Below are 26,724 nucleotides of genomic sequence, written 5' to 3'. Positions count from 1 at the left end.
TTAATTACATGTATAACTGTTCTTTGTATTATAGTGTAACTAAGAAATAGATACCAGAGATGATCGCAGCCATACGAAATTTTCGGTGACTGTGTACTCTCAGCAGGAAGGAGATCATGGAAGTGAACCCTACAACTTTTGTATTGTTTGGAGCTACAGGCGATTTGGCCAAACGAAAAATATATCCAGCACTATATCATTTGTTTCTAAACGGAAAGCTGCCAGAGACATTTTCTCTGATTGGTCTAGGAAGAAGAAGCTTATCTGATGAAACCTTCCAGGCCCATGTTAAGCAGTCTCTTTTTGATTTTTATCGTTTCGAAGTGAAGGAAGATCATACGTTACAAGCATTTCTAAGCTTATTCGGCTTTAATATTTTAAATATTGATAAACAAGAGGATTTTGTTCAATTAAAAGAACGCATTCAAGCGTGGGAGCAGGCTCATGAAGGCCGTGCGAATCGTTTCTTCTACCTTTCTGTAGGACCCGAGTTCTTCGGAACGATCGCATCGCAGATCGAGAACAGCGGACTCGGTGAGGTTACGGGCTGGAAGAGACTTGTCATCGAGAAGCCTTTCGGACATGACCTGGCTTCGGCTCGGGTACTGAATGCTCAGCTCAGCGAGGCATTCTCTGAAGAGGAAATATACAGAATAGACCATTACCTCGGCAAGCCGATGGTTCAGCGTCTTGAAGCATTACAGCAAGCGAACCCGGTCATTCAGGCCTTGTGGAATAATCGTTACATTGCAAACGTTCAGATTACGGCGGATGAAACCGTTGGAGTGGAAGAACGTGCAGGCTACTATGATCATGTCGGTGCTGTACGTGACATGTTCCAGAATCATATGCTGCAGTTGCTCATGATGCTGGCCATCCAGGTGCCCCAGAACAGCCCATCTGCAGAGAATGTCAGATTGAAGAAGAAAAAGGTGCTTGAAGCCCTTGAACCTCTGCAGAGACAGGATGTTGCCACACGCATCGTGCGCGGACAATACACTGCTGGAACACTTCGTGGAACGCCAGTCCAAGGATATACTGCAGAGCCCGGTATTGCAGAAGATTCGATGAATGATACGTTTATCGCTGCCAAGCTGAACATTGACAACTACTACTGGCGTGGAGTTCCGTTCTATATCCGTACGGGCAAACGTTTGAAATCCAAGCACACACGGATGGTTGTTGAATTCAAAGATCCGATTAAATCACTTGGAAGTACTCAACAATCCATTACGCCTAATCTGCTCATCTTTGATATTGGTCCAGATGAAGGAATCACGCTGCAGCTGAATACGAAGGACCGTGAGCATCATGGCGGGTTCAAGCCGGTCAACATCGATCTATATCCTGACCGGACCGAAGCACCTGAAGCTTATGAGACCTTGATTAACGATGCCTTGATTGGCGACTCGACCTTCTTCGTGCACTGGGATGAAGTGGAGCTATCCTGGAAATGGGTACAACCAATACTTGAGGCTTTTGCTGAGAATGAAGTGCCGCTTCATCCGTACCCTGCAGGTTCTCACGGTCCGGCAGCAGCAAATGAAATGCTTGCTCATGACGGTTATCGTTGGTGGTTTGATGAGCCGGCTGAGACCTTTGCCTTACATGAAATGGAGACTACTGCTGAAGATGAATCTTCAGAAGCTACTCCCGTTGCACAAGTTATTGTAGGATAAATTTGGGTAAGTTCTGTTCATCTGAATGAATTTCACATTCTTAGTACAAGATGTGAGATGTGAGATTCATTCGTCTACAGATTAATTTATATATTTACCAAATCGATATTAAAACACATTACAGGAGGCTACACAAAATGAAATTCTTTATTGACACAGCGAATGTACAGGATATTAAAACCGCTTATAAAATCGGAGTGCTATCTGGAGTAACAACGAATCCATCTTTGGTAGCCAAAGAAGGCGTAAAATTTGAAGATCGAATTGAAGAAATTTTGCAGCTTGTACCTGATGTAGAATCCGTATCTGCAGAAGTAACGCCTGACGCGATATCGGCAGAAGAGATGATTGAACAGGCCAATGAGCTCATTAAGATTAATAACAACGATAAGAACATTACGATCAAGCTGCCAATGACCCTCGCAGGTCTTGAAGCATGCCGTTATCTTGCCAATAAAGGTGTCAAAACTAACGTTACATTGATATTCACAGTGAACCAAGCGCTTCTTGCTGCACGTGCAGGTGCGACTTATGTATCACCATTCCTTGGCCGTTTGGACGATATCTCAGAAGATGGCGTTCAATTGGTATCCAAAGTAGCTGAATTGTTCCGTACGCACAACCTGGATACACAAATCATCGCAGCATCTGTGCGTCATCCGGATCATGTAACACGTGTTGCTATGGCAGGTGCGCACATCGCTACTGTACCTTTCTCCGTTATTGAGCAAATCTCTAAGCATCCACTGACTGATCAAGGTCTTGAGAAATTTGCAGCGGATTGGCAAAAAAGCGTGAAATAATCGAAGTAAACTGGAAACCGAAACAGGAGGAGAAGAGATTCGTGAGCAAACAACAAATCGGGGTAGCCGGCCTTGCGGTGATGGGTAAGAATCTGGCCTTAAATATGGAGAGCAAAGGCTTCACAGTAGCTTTATATAATCGATCGTCAGAGAAGACCAAAGAACTGCTGGCAGAAGCAGAAGGTAAAAATTTTGTAGGCACATACAGTATTGAGGAATTCGTAGCATCCCTTGAAACACCGCGCAAGATCATGATGATGGTCAAAGCCGGCGAACCGACGGATGCGCTTATTGAACAGCTTGTACCTCACTTGGAAGAGGGAGATATTCTGATTGACGGTGGAAACGCCTATTTCCCTGACACCGAACGCAGATATCAAGAGCTCGCAGCCAAAGGGCTTCGGTTTATCGGAGCTGGTGTTTCCGGCGGTGAAGAAGGAGCACTTAAAGGACCTGCCATTATGCCTGGCGGACAAAAAGATGCTTATGATCTCGTGGAACCGATTCTTACAGCCATTTCTGCAAAAGTAAATGGAGACCCTTGCTCCACTTATATTGGAGAAGGCGGCTCCGGTCATTACGTGAAAATGGTTCACAATGGTATCGAGTACGGTGATATGCAGCTGATTGGTGAGGCGTATCACTTGCTGAAGGATGTTCTTAATCTGAACACAGATGAGCTGCATGAGATCTTCACAGAATGGAACCGCGGTGAGCTGGACAGCTACTTGATTGAGATTACAGCTGATATCTTCTCCAAACAAGATCCTGATACAGGCAAGCCGATGGTTGATGTCATTCTGGATGCTGCAGGTCAGAAGGGTACGGGTAAATGGACAAGTCAAAGCTCTCTTGATCTAGGGGTTCCGCTCTCCATCGTAACGGAGTCTGTATTTGCACGCTTCCTGTCCGCAATGAAGGAAGAACGCGCAGCGGCCAGCAAGATTCTGAGCGGTCCTAATACTAAACCTTATGATGGTGATGCTAAAGAATTTATTGAAGCGGTTCGTAAAGCTTTGTATGCGAGCAAAATTGCTTCTTATGCCCAAGGATTTGCACAGCTTCGCTCTGCATCAGATGAATACAACTGGAATCTGAATTTCGGAAGTATTGCTATGATCTTTAGAGGAGGCTGCATTATCCGTGCCCGTTTCCTCGAGAATATCAAGGAAGCTTATGACAAGAATCCAGACCTCAAAAATCTGCTGCTGGATGATTACTTCGGCTGGGTAGTGAACAACTATCAGGAAGCTTGGAGAAAAGTAGTCTCTATCGCCGTTCAGTATGGTATTCCGGTTCCTGCGTTCGCTTCTGCGCTCGCCTACTATGACAGCTATCGTACAGAGCGTCTTCCGGCAAACCTGCTGCAGGCTCAGCGTGATTACTTTGGCGCGCATACGTTCAATCGTGTGGACAAGGAAGGAACCTTCCATTACCAATGGATGGAGTCTGCTGAGAAGGTTCTGGAGACGAAATAAAATTGCAATTATAAGCCGATTCATAATGATCAGAGTGCTCATGGTTACCATCAGGTAGCCGTGAGTACTCTTTTTTTATATGCAGGTGTATTTTTTTAGATAGGTGTTATTGCAGTAATATTGATAGGCAGGGTCGTATTCGAGAATATTATGGGCCGAATGAAGATACGATGATATTGTCTATTTTTTAAAATAGGTGAAATACTTTTCTGTCGAAATTTGCTATGATGAGGGGGAATAACGCTTCAGATAACATGGGGAGGGGAAGTATGGGCAAGAAAGTAGCAGTATTAGGTGGAGGAGTTGCAGGTTTAACGGCCGCACATGAGCTCGTCGATCGCGGTTTTGAAGTGGAGGTGTACGAATTCAAAGCCATTCCAGGGGGGAAGGCACGCAGCATGCCTTATTCTGGCTCTGCTGTAGGGGATCGTTCGGATCTTCCAGGCGAGCACGGATTTCGGTTGTTCCCGAAGTTCTATAGACATGTCATTGATTCGATGAAGAAAATCCCTTATGAAAATGGGAAGGTGGTATACGATAATTTGGTGGAAGTGCCCCGTCTGGATATTTCTACAGATACACATCCACTCGTTCCACTTGTGACCGAGATGAAATTCTCACTTGATGATCTCCGAGATTTAATCAAATTGTTATTTGATAATGGACTAGGCTTAACAGAAGCTGATCTGGAACAGTATACATCTAAGCTATGGCAGGTCATGACCAGCTGTGATGAGAGACGAGAGAATGAGTATCAGGACATACCTTGGTGGGAGTTCATTGAAGCAGACAAATATTCTCCAGCCTTCCGCAAAGTGTTTGGCAATATTACGAAGACGCTGGTCGCGTGCAAGTCGACTAAGGCGAATACCAAAACTGTGGGTACAGTTGCGGCACAGATGACACTGGATATATTGACCCCAGGCTTATCGTTTGTGCGCATTCTGGATGGACCTACGAATAATCGCTGGATTGACGCTTGGGTTCATTATATCGAGAGCAAAGGTGCGATCTACGAAACTGAGGCGCAGGTGAAGGAACTCCACTATAAGAACGGTCAGATCAGCGGGGTTACGGTAGTGAAGAATGGAGAGAGCAGCACGATCACAGCTGATTACTATGTAGCTGCATTTCCGGTTGAGATCATGTCAGAATTTATTACGAACGAGATGGCATCGGCTCATCATGAATTAGCGAACATCCGCCTGCTGTCGAAGTCCATCGATTGGATGAACGGTATTCAATTCTATTTGAAGGAAGACGTCCCTGTGGCCCCTGGCCATGTGATGTATTTTGATTCTCCATGGTCATTAACCTCCATATCGCAGGCCCAATTCTGGGATGGCTTCGATTGGAGCAATTATGGAGACGGACAAGTTAAAGGCGTATTGTCAGTAGATATATCTGATTGGGAAACCGAAGGAATACATATTCGCAAACCGGCTATGGATTGTACACCGGAAGAGATTAAAGAAGAGGTATGGGAGCAGCTAAAGAGGGGATTGAATGTAGGCAGCACCATTTTGCGTGATGAAGTGCTTCATTCATGGTTCCTGGATACAGATATACATTTCGAGAATCCGCATCATACGGTGAATCTGGAGCCCCTGTTAATCAATGAGGTGGGAACCTGGGAACTGCGCCCGAATGCGTATACCTCCATTCCAAACTTATTCCTCGCCTCCGACTATGTTAAGACCAACACGGATCTCGCTACGATGGAAGGTGCAAATGAAGCAGGAAGAAGAGCGGTGAATGCTATTCTTCATGCAGCAGGCTCTAGTCAGAAGCTGTGCAAGATTTGGGAGATGTATGAATATGATTTTCTCGGTGTTGATTATTTGGCACCATGGCATGCACATGACCGTCACCGCTATCACAAGGGACTTCCTTGGGACGGTAAAATATAATTTGATAATTCCTCAAAGCATCGTCTTGTAAAAGGCGGTGCTTTTTTATGCTTAAATTTAGCATTTCCAGGTTCAAATTTAGCATTTTAAGGTTTAAGTTTATATATCCCACTCTACAATTTAAGTTTTTTTAACTAAAGATTAAGAACGATCTTTAACTAATCTTTAGATTGGCTTGAACGTAACTTTAACCGATTCTTGTAAGATCATAAGTACCAAGTGAGGAACCCCAGTATAGAAAGGAAGATTTTGATGCATACCCAATCAATTCCTGTAACAAAAGTTATCGTCAGATTGGCGAAAGGGGAGGAAACGTTTGTTGCTGTCAGTAACGATTCGGTTTCTGCCGGATATGACTGGAGAGTTGAACCGGGTTCACCGATATCGGTAACCAGAGAGGTATATACCCCTGCTCCCGTTAAAGATCATGCATCATTATTACCTTCCGTCCTGCATGTATTTACCCTAAGGCTTGAACAAGAATTGACTGGAGAGTGGATCGAACGTATTGAGCTGATCTCGCCGGCACTGGGCGAGACGATTCGAGTGATTGAAGCTCATATTGGAGCTGTTCATTATGGTTAATCCGGTGCTTAATCGAGATGAGGCAATGCGGTGGGGTAACATGATTAAGGCTTTGTATACAGCAGGTGATGAGGCTTCAGATGCGGGTACTACTCCAAATATCTCATGTCCTTCTAATTGGCGTATCATTGCCAATATTACGCTTGAGCCTTCCCAATTCCAATGGCAATCGGAACAATGTATCGGTTGTATCATCCAGTCGATCGCCGATCCTTCCATCTATGCAATCTTGTTCCGCGGGACAGCTGCGCTGCTTAAATGGGCAGAGCATTTCGATTTCTTCCTGCTGTCCTATTCTGAACCAGGTGGAATCGGCAAAGTGGAGGAAGGATTCGCAAGGATGTATCGATCCTTGAAGGTCTGCTGTACGGTGACCAATAAGGTACAGATGCTCACAGCGTACATTGAGGATATGAATGCTTCTCATTTGATAGTGGCAGGCCATAGTTTAGGGGGAGCCTTAGCCATGCTTACTGCTTTTGCAGCCGCTTTTTACAATATAGATACAGAGGTTTACACTTTCGGTTCACCCATGGTAGGGGATCGGGTGTTCATAGAGACATATGAACAGGCTGTTCCTCGTACGTTTCGAATATATAATGTGCCTGATATCGTTCCGAAACTGCCGAGCTGCGAGCTGGGTTACGTTCATCCAGAATCAGGATTTCAAGTTGATTCCTTGAACAATCCCGCGATTGGAAGAGGAATTACCGAATATCACAAGCTTGATACGTATCTGTCATGTATTGCTCAAATGAAGTTAGAGCACGATCAGAATAAAGAAAGAGTTGGATGATATGCTGAATTTATTCCGGAACAATCATAAACGTAGAGCAAGGTGGATTGAGCTGTATGCTGATGTAGAATCCCTGCTTCACCAAATGAAGGAGAAGTATAAGCATTTCAAGGAATTAAACGATGAAATTCATGATAAACTGGGTCTGCTATATACAGAGCATGACTTTGCTCCACAGGCAGAGCTCCATGAAATATGGAAGCTGTCTGAATTGACACATGATACTGGGGCTAACCGTACGCCGATGAGGATTTCCAGTTTAATAATGTGTACGGCTGCAGTGATTGGTTCTATTCTGCTGCTTGCTCCTGAAGCTACAGCACAGCACATCGGAGCCGGATTATTTGACTCGGCTTGGGCTGGGGAGCTCGCTGGCTCAGCCTTCGGTGCAGAGGTGAGCGTCGGTCTGACTGCAGGCGCATTGACAGCAGGTACTGTCGCAGCGATGGCGTCCGCTGGAATCCGTACAGTACAGCAGATGATCCTGAGAAATAAACTTCGCAGAAATATTCATCATCTGAATCATATTCGGGCAATGAAGCTATTGACCTTGAATCGACTAGACATCATCATTCGCTCGATGCACTACATTAAGTATCAATTAGACCAAATGCAGGACAGAGGGGATGCTGTTACACGGGTCACGTTGCAGCAGATGGTCGTGAATTTTGTCGAACCGGCAGTAACCAAGGCAAACGCGCTTCAGCTGTCAGATGCCGTGCTTCAATTGAATCAAATGGACGAGGCTCGGGCCTCATGGACGCAAGACGATGTGGTACCTACAGCTTCACCTCAACCTCAGCGTTTTTTCCAAATTGACCAGGTTCCGATCCAATTCTTACCTTCGATTCCAGCGGATCTAAAGGCACTGAGCCTGACTTCACCGGACACCTTTGAACCCAAAGAGGTATATCCTGTCTTAAGATCCAATAGCTATACCTATTGGCCGCTCAGCTACGCAGATCATCGAATGGGGATGGCCATTGTCGTGTTTGACTCGGAGGGGAATTTGGTTAAACGATGGGATAAGATCGGTGCGAGGTATATTGTTGATATCACGGCCAATCCGACAAATCATGCGATGATCTTCAGAGGAGAATCCAATCATTATTTTTCGATGTCGTGGTCAGAACTGGGGGCAATGTAGATAGAAGTTTTTTTGTCGAATAATGGAAGAATACTCCTTCTCACTGACAACGCTTTTACGTATAATGATCTCAATACCTGTGCCATAAGTATAAGTGAAAAGGTGAAGAAGATGAGAATTGGCGAATATTCCGGTTACGAACGATTGAATGACGGGAAGTATGCAAGTGTTTTTCGAGCACGCTCCAGTAAGAATAATCAGAAATACATACTTAAAGTACCGAGAACAGAACCTCCTATTGTTGAAGAATGGCAAAAGTTAAAGCAAGAATACGACATGATCAGCAATCTTTCTATACAAGGGATCGTCAAATCGATCGAGTTAATCCCATACTACAATGGATATGCACTTGTGCTGGAGGATAATGAGGGTGTATCCCTTCAGCAATTGATTAAAGAAAATTCGCTAACGCTTGAAGCGGCTCTAGAGATTGCCATCTCTATTGCTTCCATCGTCGGGCAGTTACACCGACATCGAATTATTCATAAAGATTTGAAGCCTAGAAACATTATCGTAGAGCCGGAGAGCTGCAATGTTTGGATTACAGATTTTGGTATAGCGAGCCGCTTTCAGTCTGAGTACGTTGGATCGACAGCTTATGGGCAATTAGAAGGAACGCTGTCCTACATGTCACCTGAGCAGACGGGGCGGATGAACCGAATGGTGGATTATAGAACGGATCTGTATTCCCTTGGAGCAACCTTATACGAAATGCTCACAGGTGTACCCCTATTCCAGGCGGAATCTCCGATGGAATGGGTTTATTGTCATTTGGCGCGAACACCGATACCGCCTTCTCATCTGGATGCTCGAATTCCTTCGGTCTTGTCCGACATTATCATGAAATGTTTGTCCAAGAACCCGGAGGATCGGTATCAGAGTGCACAAGGCTTGGAGCATGATCTGTCCCACTGCCTTAATGAATTGGAGCAGCATGGATATGTAACCGAATTTGTAATTGGCAAGCAAGATAAGAAGGACGTCTTCTACATACCAAGCGGCCTGTATGGGCGAGATTCGGAAGCAGCAAGACTTAGACAGCTGTACGAGCGCCTTCAGTTTGGAAGCACGGAATGTGCCATGGTAAGCGGGCTTGCCGGTTCAGGGAAGTCGAGCTTGGTTCAGGAACTCATGCTGGATGTAACACTTGGCGGAGGACTGTTTGTTTCCGGTAAATTTGATGTCTTGAAGCGTCAGGTTCCTTATAGTGGTGTGCTGCAGGGGTTGCGTGGAATCTTACGCTCCCTATCATCTGAAACCGAGGATGAGCTTGCTGTATGGAAGGAACGAATTACCCAGAAGCTCAAGGAGAGCACGCGTGTGCTTGTTCATATGCTGCCTGAATTAGAGTGGATTATTGGCTCTCAAGACGCGGCAGAATCTCTAATGGCGCTATCGGCTGCAGAAGCGAAAAATCGTCTGCATTTTGCGGTATTTCAGCTGCTGGAGTGCTTGGCAGAGCACAGGCCGATTGTATGGTTCGTGGATGATCTTCAGTGGGCAGATCCGGGCTCGCTGCAGCTCCTGCACTTCTTAATGACGGCATCAAATGCGCCTTCACTGATGCTGATCGGTGCATATCGGGCAGAGGATTGGGAGAAGGAGCATTTGCTCAGATGGTTCGTTGGAGAGCTTAATTCCCGTATAAAGGGAATTGAACTTATTACACTCGCTCCTATGGATGAAGAGATAATCCATGCACTGCTTGAAGATACATTTGGATTGGGTATACAGCAGCCTCATCGCTTCCAGAAGCTTGTAATGGAGTATACCGGAGGCATTCCATTTGATGTGAAACAATTTATATATAGTCTTATCGAACAGAATTTAATGTGGTTGGACGAGAAATCGGGAACCTGGATGTGGGATGAGGAACAGCTGTTGACAAGGAAGGTATCCGATCAGATGTCAGGCTTCCTCTTGCAGCGAATCGATCAATTGGCAGAATGCGAGAAGGAAACCTTGAAGTATGCTTCATGTATTGCAGATAGATTTGATTCGGAGCTTCTTGCGGAACTATTGCAAATGGATAAGGCACAGCTTCAGCTTCATTTGAATCCGTTAGTTGATCTAAGATTAATTGCACCCTCTGGGCCCTATGAATATATCTTCCTCCATGACCGAATTCGCGGCTTCTTCTATCATCTGTTGCATATGGACGAGAAACAGCAAATTCATCTTCAGACGGCAAGACTCATTGCACGCAGTACGGCTGGAGATAGCGAGGAACGTTTATTTCTATCCGCACATCACTACCGGCTAGGCTTGTCATTGCTGAATGATGAATCCGAGAGGCTGCACATTGCTCAGATCTTTCAGCTTGCTGCGGAGCAAGCCAAAGCCTCTGGTGCATACGACTCGGCTGCAGAATGGTATTCTTGTGGAATTGAGCTTCTTGAGGAGCGGGATTGGGAGCTTTCCTATGAACTGGCATTCCGTTTATTTCTCGGGAGATGGGAGTCCAATTCACTGCAAGGAAGATTTGAAGAAACGGAACAAGGATTTGAAGAGATTCTCGAGCTGGCAAAGACTTCAACCCATCGTGCAGCGGTCTACACAGTGATGATCAATCAATATACGCAGAGTGGTCAGCACGAAAGAACGATATCCATGGGAATGGAAGGACTGAGCCGTATCTTTGGACTTCAGTTAAATGCTGCTCCAAGTCAAGGTTCACTTCATTTGTCTCTACTCGATATTATGTACCAAAGGGTTAGAAAAGGAAGCAGAGAGAAGCGTAACTTACGGGCTCCCCAGATTCAAGATGAGATCAGAAGTCAGATGAAACTCCTCATGGACACAGCGACATCTGCTTACTTCGTTAATCCAACTCAATATTTATACATGATGCTGACGATCGTCAAATATTCGATCCATTATGGCAATTTTACCGAATCGTCTAACGCTTATAACGCGATGGGACTGTTATTAGGCTCAGGATACGGAATGTATAGCCGCAGCTATGAGCTAGGTTGTTATGGGGTGGAGCTTAGCAACCAGTTTAAACATCCAGGACTTCGCTGCAAGACACACTTTACCTTTGCTGTATTTATTTCTCCCTGGAAACGTCACTTACGTCATACTGTCGACGACCTATGGACTTCCTACCATGCCGGAATGGAAGCGGGGGATTTGGTGTACGCAGGCTATGCAGTGACCTATATCCTTCTTGCTCATGATTTTCTCGGTCTGCCTGCTGAGCGATGGATTGAAGAGGCGGACAGGCATTTGCCTTTCTTGAGACAAACGGGCAATCCAGAGACAGTGCATATGATTGAATTAGTACGTAAGACACATGTTCGCCTTACAGAAAGCTATGGCCCAAACGTCATGCTGTCTGATCGTGAGGCCGAGGAAGAGTTATGGATTAAAGAACTGGAGGGAATCCAGAACCAGGTTGTCATTCAGGTCTTTTACATGAAAAAAATGATGCTGTCTTATCTATCAGGAGACTATGAAGCCGCGTATGACATGTCACGAAGATCAAAGGGAGCGCTGGCCGCTTCGTTCGGCTTGTTTCATAAGGTCGAACATGAATTATACACGGCGTTAACGATATATTCGCTGATTGAGGAGGTTTCGAAGGAGCGGAAGAAGCCCCTGCTCCAGGAAGCGCGTCAGTGCGAACGCAAATTGTATCGCTGGGCGCGAGAAGCACCTGAGAACTATCAGCACCTCTATTTGCTGATCAAAGCAGAAAGATATCGTGCTGAAAGTAAGTTGAAGCAGGCTGAGAGATGCTATGAGCAGGCGGTAGAGGGAGCTAGAGCTAACGGGTTTTATCATTTTAACGCGATTGCCGCTGAACGCATGGCAGACTTCTGTTTGGCTGAAGGCCGGATGACGGCAGGCCGTCTGTACATGGCGGAGGCTTACAATTTATATGAGCAGTGGGGTGTCGTGAACAAGGTGAGAAGAATCGGAGATATTTATCCGGAATTTAAATCAGGCTCGTATAATACAACCACGACGATATCAACAGATTTTCTGGATCTGGAAGCCATAATGGGCGTCTCACAAGCTCTGTCTCAGGAAATTGTGCTTCAAACACTACTCGAGAAAATTATGACAATCCTGATTCAGATATCAGGTGCAACCAGAGGCGTACTCGTTGTTAAACAAGCAGAGGGTCTCTATGTAGAAGCCGAAGGAGAAGGCGGGGGCAAGGTTGGAGACGGTACAGCCAGACACACAGCAGCTGAAGAGATCCATACCTATAAGGAAGTTCCGTTGTCTATAGTACAGTATACAGCGAGAACTAGTGAAGACGTAGTGCTTGATGATGCTTCAAGACAAGGATTGTTTGTCAAAGACCCTTATATACAAAATAATGAAGTGCGCTCCATCCTGTGTATTCCGATTTTGCATCAGGGTACATTGAATGCGATTGTTTACTTGGAGAACCGGTTTACTTCTCATGTATTTAACGATGAGCGTAGAATGGTTGTGCATATGCTGGCAGGCCAGGCTGCAATATCCATCGAGCATGCGAAATTGATATCAACACTGGAGCATAAGGTCAAAGAACGAACAGAAGAATTGATGCAGATGGAGAATGATCGGCGGAAGCTCCTCGCTAATATATCGCATGATCTTGGAACACCACTGACCTCGATTCAAGGCTATGTCGAAGCCATCCTGGACCGTGTCGTGACAGAAGAGGAACAACAGCGCAAATATTTAAAGGTGATTCATTCCAGAGTTCTCAGTATACAGAGATTATTCAAAGATTTGGTGCAGCTGAGCCGAATGGAGGCCAAGCAGTTAACGATGACCAAGACTCCAATGCATGCGGGAGTATTCGTACAATGGTTATCACAGAAATATGAGCTCGATATTGAGCAGGCGGGAATTGAGTACATGGTGAGTCTTGACCCTACTATGATGGATGCAGCCCCTGGGGAAGACATGCACATCTTGGTGGATCGGGAGCGGATGGGACAAGTATTTACGAATCTGATCAGCAACGCCATCAATCATACATCTCAGGAAGGTTCGATTGCTTTGTCGGCGGTCATTAGCGATGAAGGTCCCCATTTAGTTGTACAGGTGAAGGATACGGGGGTAGGGATTTCGGAAGAGGATATACCTTATGTATTTGAAAGGTTCTATCGCGCTTCGAAATCCCGCAATTCAAAGTATGGTGGAAGTGGACTGGGTCTTGCTATAGCCAAAGAAATTGTTCAATTGCATGACGGTGAAATCTGGGTAGAGAGCACATTGGGTCAAGGCAGTGCGTTCTATGTTAAACTTCCTTTTATTTCTTGAGCACCTGAAGCAGCCGGCTGTGCGTGGAATTTATAACCTACTCCGCGTACAGTCTGGATATATTGCGGCATCGATGGATTGGCTTCGATTTTTTTGCGTAAATTGCTGATGTGAACCATTACGGTTCTGGTGTCACCGTAGTGGTCTGCGCCCCATATAAAGTCAAATAGCTGCTCAGTTGGAAAAACACGTCCCGGCTGGCATGCTAGCTTATGCAGGATATTGAATTCCGTAGCAGACAGCTGCACGGCTGTTCCGCGAATATGTACTTCATGCGTCGTTTCATTAATTAACAAATCTCCGAAGTCTAGAATATGACGATCATAGATTACCTCATTGCTAGTGACTACAGGCTGAGGCTGTCGATGGACCCGGCGAAGATGTGCCTTAACTCTGGCAACCAACTCTCCCGGACTAAACGGCTTCGTCATATAATCATCAGCTCCTACACTTAATCCACTAATCTTATCCCAGTCCTCACCTTTGCAGCTCAAGAAAAGAATGGGGGCAGGGGTATGATCTCTAATCTGTCGGCAAATTTCTAATCCGTCCATGTCAGGAAGCAGAATATCAAGAATAATCAAATCAGGCTGCAGCTCGTAAACGGCTTGAATCGCTGCCTGCCCTGTACTTACCGTGGTTACATGATACTGTTCTCTTTCCAGGTATAATCGGATAAGTTCACTAATTTCGAGCTCGTCATCCAGAACGAGAATGGATTCATGGGACATGCTAATTTCACCTTCTTGCAATATTTAATAGTCAAATTATACCTGACCTGCGTCAGATGCGAAATAACTTCTGGATAAAATGACCTATGAAATTTGACGTGCTTCAATCCATTCAAGTATAGTTTGATGGTGATAAGGTATGGTAGAGAGGGGTTTTCACTGCAGTTTTACTTTATCTTATGAAGAAGAAACTGTCATGTAGACGTAGAATATTGTCGAAATCGGGTTAGGAGATCTAAAATGTTAAACTCAAGGAAAAATTGGGTGAGTATAATACTCATTGTGGTATTCAGCTGTGTCATCATGGGCTATGTCGATGCAGTACTTAAACCGGATTATGCTGTTAAATCCATCATCAAAATCATGCTGTTTCTCACCTTACCGGCGCTGTACGCCTATTTTAGCAGGGAGGTTTCTTTTCGGGCCTTATTCAAATTCGATAAGAAGAGTCTAAAGTTTGCCATGCTGCTAGGCATCGGAGTATTTATATTCATTTTGGGAAACTACTTTCTCATAGGACCTTACTTTGATTTTACCCTAGTTACGGGAGCACTGCAGAATAATATGGGGGTTAATGCGGGAAATTTTGTATTCGTAGCCATCTATATATCAATTATAAATTCATTGCTCGAAGAGTTCTTCTTCAGAGGATTTGCGTTCTTAACTTTGAAAAAACTTGCCGGCCGCAGGCTAGCTTATCTGTTCAGCGCAGGAGCGTTTGCAGTCTATCACATCGCGATGATGACAAGCTGGTTTACGATTCCTTTGTTCGTCTTACTGATTGTCAGTCTCTTCGTCGCAGGTATGCTCTTCAACTGGTTGAATGAAAGAAACGGGAATATCTATGCTTCCTGGATGGTACATATGTGTGCCAACCTTGCTATCAATACCATCGGTTTCATCCTGTTTGGGATCATATAAAATGAATTGAATTACAAGAAAGACCTTGGGATACTGTATATTCCCAAGGTCTTTCTTGTAATTTAGGTGTAATAGGTGATATATACCTATATACGTTAGATTAAACTTCTAGAGGTTCGCCGCTGAATATTTTGAGTTCCATGGGTGCAGACAGAAGCTCTTTGGCTTTGTGAGTGAAGGCAGTGAAGTGTGCACTTGCATTATGTGCTCCTGCTGCCTCCATATCCTTCCACAGCTCAACCATGGTGTACTTATGTTCTTGCTCCGTTGATTTCATGAGTTCATAGCTGATGTTTCCTTCCTCAGCTCGCGTTGCTGCAAGAAGAGAATTGACTTCTTCAAGAAATACAGCTTCCTGGTCCGGTTTAATAAATAAATTAGCATGAACGATGATCATTATGATGACCTGCCTTTTCTAGTAGTCATTTAGTATTCACTAATATTGCTCTGCATGCGTTGCAGCATATCATTGAGAACGTCGACTTCTTCCTTGCTGAAATCCATCAGCATTTGATTCACGAAAGTTGTCTTTTCTTTCTTGTAATTGACGATATGCTTCCGACCATCTTCGGTCAGTCGAACAAAGGTTACTCTTTGATCAGAAGGGTTGCGTCTTCTGGCGACCATGCCGTCTGCTTCCAGTTGTTTCAGATGACGAGTAATGGCGGCACTGTCAATATTGATCGCTTTCTGCAGGTGAGTCTGGTTGACCTCATCTGCAAGATACAGCTGATATAATAAGTCATAACGAGATGAGCTGATTCCCGTGCATCTTTCAAACTTGGGGCTGATCTGATTATTCAGATTTTTAAGCAGATGCAGAATTTGCTCCTGCTCTGAGAATGAACATTCCATATAATTGACCTCCACTCATTATTTGAGCTATCAATTAATATAATGCAAATCCCCAAAGAGTGCAAGGTAACCATACCGCATATTCCATCTGCTTACCGATTATTTCCACACAGCGACTTTGTCGGCAGGCAAACGATAAGAGGTGAATCCTTCACTTGCTGCTTTACCGATGGTAATTAGCATGACCGGTAGATAACGGTCTTTGTCCAAGCCGAATGCTTCAGCAATCTGATCCTTCTCAAATCCGCCGATTGGGTTAGTATCATAGCCATGGGCACGTGCTACAAGCATGAGCTGCATCGATACCAAACCGGAATCCAGTAGAAGAATTTCACGCATAGCTTCATCCGACATGTTTTCATACATCGGTTTAAAAGCACCAAGCTGCATGTCTTTGACTTCCTGAGGCATATAGCCAAGCTCTACGGCTTTACCATAGATTTCTTCAGCGTAATCAAAATTATTCATGTCCCCGAAGACCGCAATCACTGCAGAAGCGGAAAGTACTTTGTCTTTATTGAATTTTGCAAGTGGAGCAAGTGTAGCTTTGGCCTCATCACTTTCGATGACCACAAAACGCCACGGCTGCATATTAATTGACGAAGGAGCTGTAACCGCCTCTTCCAATATCTCGGTCATTTCTTCTTTGCTGATCTTTACAGCAGGGTCATATACTTTGATGGAACGACGTCCATATACAATCTCGTTAAAATCATTGGTTTGTTGATATTTGCGCATGTCACTAGACACTCCTTAATAAAAAATTAGTTGATGACTCAATATTTGAGTAGTCAATATTTGATACGTCAATTAATATAATGCACTTCTGCAGAATTTGCAACACCTAATTTTCAGCAATAACAGATGAACCGAGGGGAATCCTATGCTCTTCAAGGACTTGATATATCAATTAAGCCGATCCACACGGGATCGGCTTGGTTACTCGGGTCAAGATATAGTCAAGCTCTTTTATTTTCGACCGATTTCATGCGGTTCTGATCATCAAGCTTGCGGTCCGTACTGAATTCCTGTCCTGCTTCTAGTTCCGTATGACCTGATGCACTGCGCGCAAATTTGGTAAACTGTTCTTTCTGCTCATCCAGCTTGTGCTTTTGCTGCAGCAGCTCCTGTGGATCCTGTTTTGTCATATGAAGCAAACCTCCTCTGGAGTCAAAGTGCAAAATACCTTAAGAATGTGACTGATGATCGGCTTCATCCTTAATTTCCTCACGGAAACCGGAAATGCTATGCTTGCGGCGTTCATTTTTCTCTTGAATTTGGGCTTTTTCCTGAGCAGGAATCTCATCTCCGAACTCTTCGAGATAGCCCTCAGCTTCACGGTAGTTCTCTATGGTGTTTTGTACTGCATTTTGCAAATGCTCAACATTATCCTTGCGATTATCCGGCTTAGCCATACGAAATACCTCCCATAAATGATGATATTGGATTGAGATTTGTAGTTAAATCCTTACGTAGGAAGTTTTCCTTAAGACAGAGATGCTTATGCATTCAAGCTTTATTTTTATCATGTACATGTGGAAGGATGAGCTTAAGCGCAATGTGTAATAATAAGCAGGATACAGGAGGATAAGCCCATATAGTTATCATATTCGTTCCATTTACCTATGTAATTGAGAGCTGAAGCAAGTATGATATAAAAACGGGAGATTGAGCTGTCAACCGAATTGACACCAGAGAAAGAGAGTGAAGCTAACCCATGGTACAGGATGAGAATTTGACAAGAGGGTTAAAAAACAGACATGTGCAGCTTATCGCCATAGGTGGAGCAATTGGTACCGGCTTGTTTCTGGGTGCTGGCAAATCCATTCATTTAGCAGGTCCCTCGATCCTATTTGCTTACATAATAACGGGCATCATATTATTTTTCATTATGCGGGCTCTCGGCGAATTGTTATTAAGCAATCTGAATTACCACTCGTTCGTTGATTTTGTTAAAGATTATATGGGAAATGGAGCCGCCTTTGTCACAGGCTGGACCTACTGGTTCTGCTGGATTTCGATCGCCATGGCAGACTTAACGGCCGTCGGTCTATATACTCAATTCTGGTTTCCAGAGATCCCTCAATGGATGCCGGGACTTATTGCGCTTGTGATCCTGCTGATTATGAATTTGGCAACCGTGAAGCTGTTTGGTGAAATGGAATTCTGGTTTGCCTTAATTAAAGTTATCGCAATACTAGCCCTCATCGTCATTGGAATCGTGATGATTGTGAGAGGGTTCTCTACAGATCAGGGTCCTTCCAGCTTCACGAATTTGTGGGCGCATGGAGGCATGTTTCCGAATGGAATGCACGGCTTTTTACTATCCTTTCAAATGGTAGTATTTGCTTTTGTAGGGATTGAGCTTGTCGGTCTGACAGCGGGCGAGACGGAGAATCCGGAAAAGGTCATTCCGCAGGCAATCAACAATATCCCCATTAGAATATTGATCTTCTATGTTGGTGCACTGCTGATCATTATGAGTATCTATCCATGGAATGCGATTAATCCGGATGAAAGTCCGTTTGTTCAAGTATTTCTGGCTGTAGGTATTACTGCAGCAGCAGCAGTCGTTAATTTTGTCGTGCTAACATCTGCGGCCTCAGCCTGTAACAGCGCTATTTTTAGTACGAGCCGTATGGTGTATTCCTTGGCCAAGGACGAGAATGCTCCTGAACGTCTAAGTAAACTGAACAGGAGAAGCGTGCCTTCAAATGCTTTGTATTTCTCTTGTGCGGTCATATTAATCGCCGTCATTTTAAACTATGTGATGCCGGAGGGAGTATTTACATTAATTACGAGCATTTCGACCGTATGTTTTCTTTTCGTCTGGGCGATGATCATTATCAGTCATTTGAGGTACCGTAAGATGAAACCGGAATTGGCACGCAGCAATAAGTTCAAGCTGCCGCTGTATCCGTTCTCTAACTATTTGGTCTTGGCCTTTCTTGCCTTTGTGCTTGTCATCTTGGGGCTGGCCGAAGATACGAGAGTCGCTTTGTTTGTAACTCCGGTCTGGTTTATCATCGTCATCGCAATTTATCACATTCTTAAGAAGAAAATAGCATAACGATATTCTTCACGAGAGCCGAGGCCATATTTGCCTTGGCTCTTTTTGTGGTTCCATTCTATCTGATTAGAATAGCAGCATATACGAATAAATCGTTACTTTTCAGTTTTAATGTTATATTAAATTACTTATAAAGTTATATACATGAATATATTTGTACTAATCCAATAAAAATGCACCCTTATTTTGTATTCATGATCTAAAGACGTGAAGAAATATAACATTTATAATTGCTTCAAGGTACAGATCAATTCCAGAGAAAAGGGTGGAGAATATATGGGAATCAAGTGGCTGGGTAAAAAAGTAACGGGTTTACTGGCAAGTGTGGCTGTCGTCACGGCTTTAAGCGGCTGCGGAGGGACAAATGCTTCTGGAGTCCAAGAAGTAAAGGTCGTGTTGAATTGGTTTGCTGCTCCAGGGCATGGAGGGATCTACGCTGCCAAAGATCAAGGATATTTCGAAGAGAAAGGACTGGATGTGACGATTGAGCCCGGCGGTCCTCAAGTATCTTCCATTCAGATTGTTGCTTCTGGCAAAGCAGAGTTTGGTCTTGCCCATGGAGATCAGGTGCTCATCGCACGTAATCAAGGAATTGATCTGGTCGCACTGGCTGCTCTTAATCAGCGAAGCCCGCAAGCATTTATGTTTCATAAGGGGCATGGGATTGAGAGCTTCGAAGAGCTGAATGGACGAACCGCCTATATTCAGACCGGAATACCGTACTGGGATTACTTGAAGTCACAATATGATCTCAGCAACGTGAGAGAGCTTCCTTACTTAGGCGATTCTACGAATTTTATCAATGACAAGGAGTCCGCTGAACAGGTATATATCTCAGGTGAACCGTATTTCATGAAGGAGCAGGGGATTGAAACGGAAGTTAAGTTTATTTCGGATTCAGGCTATGATCCATATAATTATGTGCTCTACACGACGAGAGAATATTTGGATAAGAATGAAGAAACGGTGCGCGATTTCGTGTCTTCCATGGTAGAAGGCTGGTCTTACTACAAGGATTCTCCTGACGATATTCTTAAGATCATTAATGAGTTCAATCCGGATATGACCTTCGATTCGCTGAAGTTTCAAGAACAAACGTTAAAAGAGTATATTTATGGATTTGACGCCGCAGAGCATGGGGTAGGTTACATGACTGAGGAACGGTGGAATACACTCATTGATCAGCTGCATACCGCTGGCCTGCTGAAGGAAAAATTTGATGCTTCTGAAATGTTCACGACAGAATACTTAGATGCGGAATAAACGAGGACAGAGCAGATAGGAGATTAGAACAGATGCATAAAGCCTATTGGTTAGTCAATATCAGACTTGAAGATGGATATGAGGTGGAGGATAGCACTCCTGTCAGAACGTTAACGAAGCAATATCATTTATTCGTCGAAAATGGAAAGATCGCAAAAATTGTTTCGGCGGAAGAGCAGATCAAAGATCATCATGACAAGATAGAGGGGGGTGGAATGCTAGCTCTGCCGCCTATCGCTGACAGCCATTTTCATCTGGATAAATCATATTATGGAGAGGAATGGAAGGCAGCAAAGCCGGCGGCTCATTTACTTGATCGACTCGAAGAGGAAGCGAAGATTCTGCCCGGCAAGCTAAATACGGTAGAAGTAACTGCCCGTCTGCTGATAGACAAAATCATGGAGGCCGGTACGACTCATATTCGAACTCATGTGAACATTGATCCGTATGTAGGACTGAGACACCTCGAGATTGTGCGGGAGGTTCTAGACGATTATCGTGATCGTCTTACGTATGAGATTGTGGCTTTTCCACAGCAAGGACTACTGAGGACAAATGCAGCAGCGCTCATGCGTGAAGCAATGAGGAATGGTGCTACTCATGTTGGGGGCTTGGATCCTGGCGGCATCGATCGAAACATCGAGCGCTCCCTGGCCGATATGATGGATATTGCGGTAGAAGCGAATGCAGACATTGATATTCATCTGCACGATCCAGACTATTTGGGACTATACACGATAAATAAGCTGCTTTCACTTACGGAGGAAGCAGGGTGGGTAGATCGGGTCGCTATTAGTCATGGGTTCGCCTTAGGAGGAGTCACGCTGTCGGAAGCTCAAGAAACGGCAGAACGGATGGCCTCATGTGGGGTTCGTCTAATCTCAGCTGCTACGATGCGAGCAAGAACGACGCTCCCGCCTCTGGAGGAATTGAAGGCGAGGGGAGTGCAGGTAGATCTAGGCTGTGACAGTATATTCGATTGGTGGGGTCCTTTTGGAAATGCAAGCATTATTGATCGTCTTAGCCTGCTTGCCGAATATAACAGCTGGATTGATGAGCGCTCTCTAGCAGAATCACTAGGTTACATTACGAGAGGTATCACGCCGCTCAGCGCCGCGGGCGATCGAGTATGGCCGCAGGCAGGTGATGATGCGAGTATGATTCTGACAGAGGCACGGTGTTCTCCTGAATTTATAGCCAGAAGATCACAAGCTGTGAAGATCATTCATCAAGGCGTGCTTCAGAATAAGAGGGGGGAATCTGCTTGATATCAACTTGGAATAGAGTAAGAGTAGGCAGCCGGCTGTATAATTTGGAGATAGAGAATGGCTGTTTCTCCGCGATCACTCCTTATCATCACGAACAAGCATCAGCAGGATCTTCGAGAGGAAATACTCATGATGCAGAAGGTTTATTATACATTCCCGCTATGAAGGATATGCACTGTCATCTGGATAAGCATTTTTTGAATGAACCGAAATGGTACTCGCGTCAAACCATTGATACACTGCCTAATCAATTGAGACGGGAAAAAGAACTGCTCGGGCAGCTGACCCAGAGCGTCGAAGAACGGGCCAGAGTCATGCTGGATACCATGCTTCAGTTAGGTACGACCCAGATTCGAACCCATGTTGATGTAGATCATGAGGTTGGACTCAAATCACTGGAGGCCGTACTCAAAGTTCGAGAGGAATATGAAGGCACCATTGATATCGAAATTGTCGCCTTTCCCCAGCAGGGGCTCATTCGTTCACATGCCCTGCCGCTGATGCGGGAAGCGATGCAGATGGGTGCTGACCTTGTCGGAGCCGTGGACCCTGGCGGACTGGATGAGGCAATTGATCCTTGTTTAGAAGAAGTCTTCGGTCTCGCGGTCGACTATCAGGCCGGTGTAGACATTCATTTGCATGATCCAGGTCACCTAGGTGTATATACCATTGAGCGAATGACAGAGTTTACGGCACAAGCCGGACTTAAGAATCGAGTAGCGGTAAGTCACGCCTGGGGTTTGGGACATATCTCGGATGTGGAGCTCAGTAGGCTCGCTGACAAATTAAGAGAGCAGGGTGTAGCCATTATCAGCAGCGTTCCCATTGACCGTCCGATGCCGAATTTGCCCTTGCTTCGTTCACTTGGCGTAGCAACAATGATCGGTACCGATAATGTACTCGATGCTTGGTCTCCATATGGTAATGGAGATATGCTTCAGCGTACCTCCAGACTGGCTGAACGATATCATTGGGTCGAGGATGAGCAATTATTGGGAGCATTTAACTACACAGCAGTTGGAGCAATAGAGCCCAAATTAGGTGAACGCGCCGATTTCATGCTTGTGAATGACGCTATTAATGCAGAGCACGCCTTGTGTAAAGTACCAGAAAGAGAGTGGGTAGTGTCCCATGGCAAGATTGCAGGCGGGATAAGGGCAGGTACAAGGCAGAAGAGAGCGTTAAGCCGATGATAATGAATGATCGGAGCGAGCACAATAAGGTTCAAATCATTTATAATTGCCGACTTCCAGAGCAAACCGGGTTTTTTGACGTTACCTTACGTGGAGAGCATATTGAACAAGTAAGTTCACGGGTAGGTGAAGACATAGCATTAGAGTCCGTATTAGAAGAAGATCTGATCTCCAATGAAAGGAAGATCGATGCTAGAGGCGGACTGCTGATCCCTGGATTAATAGAACCTCATATTCATATGGAAAAAGCAATGCTTCTCCATCGGATGCCAAAGGAAGCTGCCTCGCTGCAGGAAGCTATTGCGATGACGGTCAAGCTAAAGGAAGGCTTTACCAAGCAAGACATGATTGCACGTTCCTTGGATGTAGCTTATAGAATAAACTCTTATGGAGTAACAACTGCCAGATGTCATGTTGAGGTAGATCCCGTCCTCGGTCTATCGGCAATAGAGAGCTTGCTGGAGGTAAAAGACAGGGTAAGTGACCGCATGGACTTAAACATCGTGGCCTTTCCACAAGAAGGCATCTATGCTGCACCAGGAACTGCTGAGTTAATGAAGGAGGCAGTCAAGCTCGGGGCTGATGCTGTCGGTGGAATTACGTATATGGATCCTGATCTGGACGAACACTTAAGCTTTGTATTCAGATTGGCTGCCGAATATGATCTCCCGCTTGATTTTCATGCCGACTTTTCACTAGATCCTTGTGACCGCGGGATCATGCAAATCGCCCGTAGAACGAAGGAATTCGGATATGAAGGCCGTGTAGCGGCAGGCCATGTTACCTCTCTCGGAGCGATGCCTAGAGAAGAGGCTGTACTCTGTGCACAGCAAATCGCTGAGTCAGGTGTTCACATCATTACCTTGCCTGCTACAGATCTCTATATGAACGGAAGGCAGGATACAGATAATGTCCGCCGCGGACTAACTCCGGTAAGACTCCTGCTAGAACAAGGAGTGAATGTCCTCTATGGCGCTAACAATATCCGTAATGCCTTTACGCCGTTCGGAACCGGTAACGTGATGGATATTGCCTGGCTTCTGGCTCATACGGCATATATGGGAAGTGAGAATGATGCCAAGCTGCTGGTCAAAATGGGGACAACACTGGCAGCACAGGTACTCGGAATGTTTAATTACCGCATTTCAGCTGGACAGACTGCAGATCTTGCGCTGTTTCCTGTCGCTTCCGAGAGAGAACTGCTGATTGAACGACCTAAACCCTTAGCGGTCTGGAAGAATGGAAAGATGCTGAGGCCTATCAAAACGGCTGAGGATTACTAGTATACATGAATAATGAGTGTGACAAGAAACCCGCCTGCCAGGCGGGTTTCTTACGCAGTCCCATGTTGTTTCCTGTAGCATGAGCGCGCTCTTCTTCTGTGTTGATTAGTTCTTCCTAACATGCTCCTTATAATCCACCTTGAGGAAATATCATGGATTCTATGGCAAATGCCATTCGAAAGCGGAGGCTGGTCGAAGGGTCCTTCAAACGGAGTCCGGTGATCTTCTCACATTTATCCAATCGGTATACGACGGTGTTTCGATGAACATATAGCTGCTTGGAAGTTTCCACGAGCTGGCACTGGGTATCATAGAAAACCCTTAAAGTACGCAGTAATTCTTCGCGCTCCTGCGGGTCCACCTGATAGAACGAGCGCAATGTGTCCTCATAGAATTGGCGCAGTTCATCATGAGGCAGCATCCGGAACAGGTAGGCTGTGTCCTTGGATTGAAATGATTCGACGAATCGATACATGTTCATCTGATAGCCATACTGCAATGCTTTGACTGCCTCGTTATAAGAAAGTCCGATATCCAGCACACTTGTAACGAGATTCCCTATTCCGATCGATATGCTGATCCCAGCATCATCGAATAAGGCATCAACTCTCCCTCTCAGCTCTTCGATTAGAAGGTGCTCATTCCATGTGATCTCGTCAATCGCAAGCAGGATTGCAAAATTGTCATTCTTGGTGAACATCTTAAATGGATATCGAAGCCCTTGAAGCTGCCATTTAATGAATTCGTACTGCACGTCTCTTTCTGATATGGACAGCTCATTCAGATTCGAACCACGCTTGTGTAAGGAGCGGGTGCGATCAGGCTCGTCTATTCTGGCAGTTACTACAACCCAGTTCACATTAGGAGTTAATCCAAATTTCTTCCCAGAATGAAACACTTCAGCTTCTGTACTATAGTAACCTTCAATTAGATCAGAGAAGAATTCGTTCTTGTATCTCCTCGAGCGTTCCTTCACGGCCTGTGCTTTAGTCAGCTCCATCCCGATGACATTCACTGCCTGCTCCATCGTTAGACCATAACGTCTTGAAGGTGATGGGGATCCGTGAAATGTCAGAAGATACCCTTCAAGTCGGTAAGTATGGACAGGATAGAGAAGTACATGTGAATAATGACGGAACCTGGTTTCCAATAAACAAAACGTACTAGAAGCAGTACCAAACTGAGTAGAATCGAGCGCAGATCCGATCATCCTGGTTATTTCCTCAAGCTGGGAAGAAGGGAGATTCGAGCTTGCGATCAGCTGGCGTTTGTCGTTCAGCAGCACGATTGGGGAGGATAACAGCTTTGCGAGTGCGGCAACGAGGTCAGCAATGCTCTTGCCCTGCATCGACATATCACAGAAGCGCTTGTGAATATGAAGCGCATATTGTAATTCCTCATTTTTGTTGTCGAGTATAAGACTCGTGGACCGCTGCAATATCTCGCCCAGGGATAATTTGGATTCAGAGATCTCAATGATAGGGAACTGCAGCCGTTCTGCTTCAGCAATGACGTCATCCGGAATCGTGATGCCGAAACGTTTTGTTTTGATGGCGATTCCCGAGCACTTCAACTGCTGCATATCGCTGATCAGCTTGGGTAACGTATCCGGCGCAGCCTTAAAAAAGAACCCATTGGTGAGCAGCAGTTCATTTGGCTTCAGGAAATGTATGATATCCGGTGTGTCCATAATATTGACGGTTTCAACCTGACGAGACATGCCTTCTGCTCCGGCAAGAATTTGTGAGCTGTCATAAATATCACTGCGAATTAGTTCATCTAAATGCATAACTCACCTCTATTCCAACGATGCTTCTGTTATCAAAGCTAGCACTATGCTCTGAAGTAGTAAATACATATGTTAGATATCAATTTAGAACGGAACGAAATTGCAGATTATGTAGTCTATACTTTATAACGGAGATCATGATGAAGGAGGTAAGTATGCATAAGATCATATGTCTTATATTATTCAGTGTAGCGCTCATGACGGGATGTGAAAAAGGGGGTTCAAGTCATTCTCCGCTTACAGGGAACAAGCCTCCTGGAGTGCAGATCAAAATAGCAGATCAATTCTACGATACGAAGCTAGGTACATATTGCTGGTCCAGCAATAATCAGGGAATCTGTGTAGATACAGCGGGACCTGTAGAGCTGCTGCAAGATGTAACACCGCTTAGGGTATCACCGGAAGCCGCGATACAGTTTGTAATGAACTATGAGCCTAAGCCCAATCAGTGTTCGCTGCAGCAATATAGCGGGGAGAATATTCATAAGGAAGTAAGTATTGAAAATAACGCCTTTACTGCTCCGACTCAAGAAGGCACTTATTATTATTCATATGGAGTCTGGTGGATGGATGAGGAGAATGAGCAAGTATCTCATGGGGATGCATTTTATCATTTTGTAATAGAGGTTGAAAAATAAACGTTTATTACTACTAAACACAGCTATAAATGTGAGGTTGACGGACC

Annotated in this window: 22 protein-coding genes; 15 read left to right on the top strand and 7 right to left on the bottom strand. The window is 44.9% G+C overall.

The window, feature by feature from the left end:
• Positions 1-122 precede the first annotated feature (122 nt).
• The 8 genes from zwf to ACFSVM_RS11530 all read left to right on the top strand — a co-directional run bounded on the left by zwf (position 123) and on the right by ACFSVM_RS11530 (position 13,666).
• Positions 123-1,679 carry a glucose-6-phosphate dehydrogenase gene (gene zwf / locus ACFSVM_RS11565; protein ID WP_076314094.1) on the top strand — a complete coding sequence of 519 codons (1,557 nt, stop codon included), beginning with the start codon at positions 123-125 and terminating at the stop codon, positions 1,677-1,679.
• Between the two features lie 137 nt (positions 1,680-1,816).
• Positions 1,817-2,482 (top strand): fructose-6-phosphate aldolase, encoded by a 666-nt coding sequence (gene fsa / locus ACFSVM_RS11560; RefSeq protein WP_076313803.1) that lies wholly within the window; start codon positions 1,817-1,819, stop codon positions 2,480-2,482.
• Positions 2,483-2,523: 41 nt separating this feature from the next.
• Positions 2,524-3,960: an NADP-dependent phosphogluconate dehydrogenase gene (gndA, locus tag ACFSVM_RS11555; protein ID WP_379262226.1), complete on the top strand. Its 1,437-nt coding sequence runs from the start codon at positions 2,524-2,526 to the stop codon at positions 3,958-3,960.
• Between the two features lie 269 nt (positions 3,961-4,229).
• The gene (locus ACFSVM_RS11550) at positions 4,230-5,870 is read left to right on the top strand and encodes a hydroxysqualene dehydroxylase (protein ID WP_379262224.1); all 1,641 of its coding nucleotides are present in this window, start codon (positions 4,230-4,232) and stop codon (positions 5,868-5,870) included.
• Between the two features lie 252 nt (positions 5,871-6,122).
• The gene (locus ACFSVM_RS11545; RefSeq protein ID WP_076313806.1) at positions 6,123-6,455 is read left to right on the top strand and encodes a hypothetical protein; all 333 of its coding nucleotides are present in this window, start codon (positions 6,123-6,125) and stop codon (positions 6,453-6,455) included.
• Entirely contained in the window at positions 6,448-7,251 is an 804-nt protein-coding gene (locus ACFSVM_RS11540) for a lipase family protein (protein WP_076313807.1), read from the top strand. Before ACFSVM_RS11545 ends, ACFSVM_RS11540 begins: the two co-directional genes overlap by 8 nt.
• A gap of 1 nt (position 7,252) precedes the next feature.
• Positions 7,253-8,398: a hypothetical protein gene (locus tag ACFSVM_RS11535; protein WP_379262221.1), complete on the top strand. Its 1,146-nt coding sequence runs from the start codon at positions 7,253-7,255 to the stop codon at positions 8,396-8,398.
• A 111-nt stretch (positions 8,399-8,509) separates the two neighbouring features.
• Positions 8,510-13,666, top strand: coding sequence for a protein kinase domain-containing protein (locus ACFSVM_RS11530; protein ID WP_379262220.1), 5,157 nt, complete (start codon positions 8,510-8,512; stop codon positions 13,664-13,666).
• Here ACFSVM_RS11530 and ACFSVM_RS11525 read toward each other — a convergent pair.
• On the bottom strand, positions 13,639-14,397 hold the full coding sequence (locus tag ACFSVM_RS11525; protein ID WP_076313810.1) for a response regulator transcription factor: 759 nt from the start codon (positions 14,395-14,397) through the stop codon (positions 13,639-13,641). The genes ACFSVM_RS11530 and ACFSVM_RS11525 overlap by 28 nt on opposite strands.
• Before the next feature lie 264 nt (positions 14,398-14,661).
• On the opposite strand from ACFSVM_RS11525, the gene ACFSVM_RS11520 reads away from it, so the two are divergent.
• Positions 14,662-15,318, top strand: coding sequence for a CPBP family intramembrane glutamic endopeptidase (locus tag ACFSVM_RS11520; protein WP_379262217.1), 657 nt, complete (start codon positions 14,662-14,664; stop codon positions 15,316-15,318).
• Positions 15,319-15,418: 100 nt separating this feature from the next.
• Here ACFSVM_RS11520 and ACFSVM_RS11515 read toward each other — a convergent pair whose 3' ends face one another.
• From ACFSVM_RS11515 to tlp, 5 genes are all read right to left on the bottom strand, one after another.
• Positions 15,419-15,715, bottom strand: coding sequence for a putative quinol monooxygenase (locus ACFSVM_RS11515; RefSeq protein WP_076313812.1), 297 nt, complete (start codon positions 15,713-15,715; stop codon positions 15,419-15,421).
• A 29-nt stretch (positions 15,716-15,744) separates the two neighbouring features.
• Complete coding sequence (locus ACFSVM_RS11510) at positions 15,745-16,173, bottom strand: MarR family winged helix-turn-helix transcriptional regulator (RefSeq protein WP_076313813.1); 429 nt, start codon at positions 16,171-16,173, stop codon at positions 15,745-15,747.
• 99 nt (positions 16,174-16,272) lie between these two features.
• The gene (locus ACFSVM_RS11505; protein ID WP_090724400.1) at positions 16,273-16,911 is read right to left on the bottom strand and encodes a nitroreductase family protein; all 639 of its coding nucleotides are present in this window, start codon (positions 16,909-16,911) and stop codon (positions 16,273-16,275) included.
• A 221-nt stretch (positions 16,912-17,132) separates the two neighbouring features.
• Complete coding sequence (locus tag ACFSVM_RS11500) at positions 17,133-17,321, bottom strand: hypothetical protein (RefSeq protein WP_047910314.1); 189 nt, start codon at positions 17,319-17,321, stop codon at positions 17,133-17,135.
• Positions 17,322-17,360: 39 nt separating this feature from the next.
• Positions 17,361-17,588: a small acid-soluble spore protein Tlp gene (gene tlp / locus ACFSVM_RS11495; protein ID WP_076313815.1), complete on the bottom strand. Its 228-nt coding sequence runs from the start codon at positions 17,586-17,588 to the stop codon at positions 17,361-17,363.
• 302 nt (positions 17,589-17,890) lie between these two features.
• On the opposite strand from tlp, the gene ACFSVM_RS11490 reads away from it, so the two are divergent.
• The 5 genes from ACFSVM_RS11490 (at position 17,891) to ACFSVM_RS11470 (ending at position 24,250) form a co-directional block, all read left to right on the top strand.
• The gene (locus ACFSVM_RS11490; RefSeq protein WP_090724401.1) at positions 17,891-19,243 is read left to right on the top strand and encodes an amino acid permease; all 1,353 of its coding nucleotides are present in this window, start codon (positions 17,891-17,893) and stop codon (positions 19,241-19,243) included.
• Between the two features lie 276 nt (positions 19,244-19,519).
• Entirely contained in the window at positions 19,520-20,506 is a 987-nt protein-coding gene (locus ACFSVM_RS11485) for an ABC transporter substrate-binding protein (protein WP_076313817.1), read from the top strand.
• Between the two features lie 32 nt (positions 20,507-20,538).
• A complete protein-coding gene (locus tag ACFSVM_RS11480; protein ID WP_090724403.1) occupies positions 20,539-21,774 on the top strand; it encodes an amidohydrolase in 1,236 nt (411 codons plus the stop codon).
• Positions 21,771-22,967, top strand: coding sequence for an amidohydrolase family protein (locus ACFSVM_RS11475; RefSeq protein WP_090724405.1), 1,197 nt, complete (start codon positions 21,771-21,773; stop codon positions 22,965-22,967). The genes ACFSVM_RS11480 and ACFSVM_RS11475 overlap by 4 nt, the downstream gene beginning before the upstream one ends.
• Positions 22,964-24,250, top strand: a complete 1,287-nt coding sequence (locus ACFSVM_RS11470; protein WP_090724406.1) for an amidohydrolase family protein — start codon at positions 22,964-22,966, stop codon at positions 24,248-24,250. Before ACFSVM_RS11475 ends, ACFSVM_RS11470 begins: the two co-directional genes overlap by 4 nt.
• 127 nt (positions 24,251-24,377) lie before the next feature.
• Here ACFSVM_RS11470 and ACFSVM_RS11465 read toward each other — a convergent pair whose 3' ends face one another.
• Positions 24,378-26,039, bottom strand: a complete 1,662-nt coding sequence (locus ACFSVM_RS11465) for a PucR family transcriptional regulator (protein WP_379262211.1) — start codon at positions 26,037-26,039, stop codon at positions 24,378-24,380.
• Positions 26,040-26,194: 155 nt separating this feature from the next.
• Between ACFSVM_RS11465 and ACFSVM_RS11460 the strand changes: the two genes are divergently transcribed.
• Positions 26,195-26,677, top strand: a complete 483-nt coding sequence (locus ACFSVM_RS11460; RefSeq protein WP_090724410.1) for a hypothetical protein — start codon at positions 26,195-26,197, stop codon at positions 26,675-26,677.
• Positions 26,678-26,724 lie beyond the last annotated feature (47 nt).

Origin of the sequence: Paenibacillus shunpengii (assembly GCF_042684905.1) — a bacterium.
In the GTDB taxonomy this organism is placed as follows: Bacteria; Bacillota; Bacilli; order Paenibacillales; family Paenibacillaceae; genus Paenibacillus; species Paenibacillus shunpengii.
This window is presented reverse-complemented; position numbering and strand designations above follow the sequence as displayed.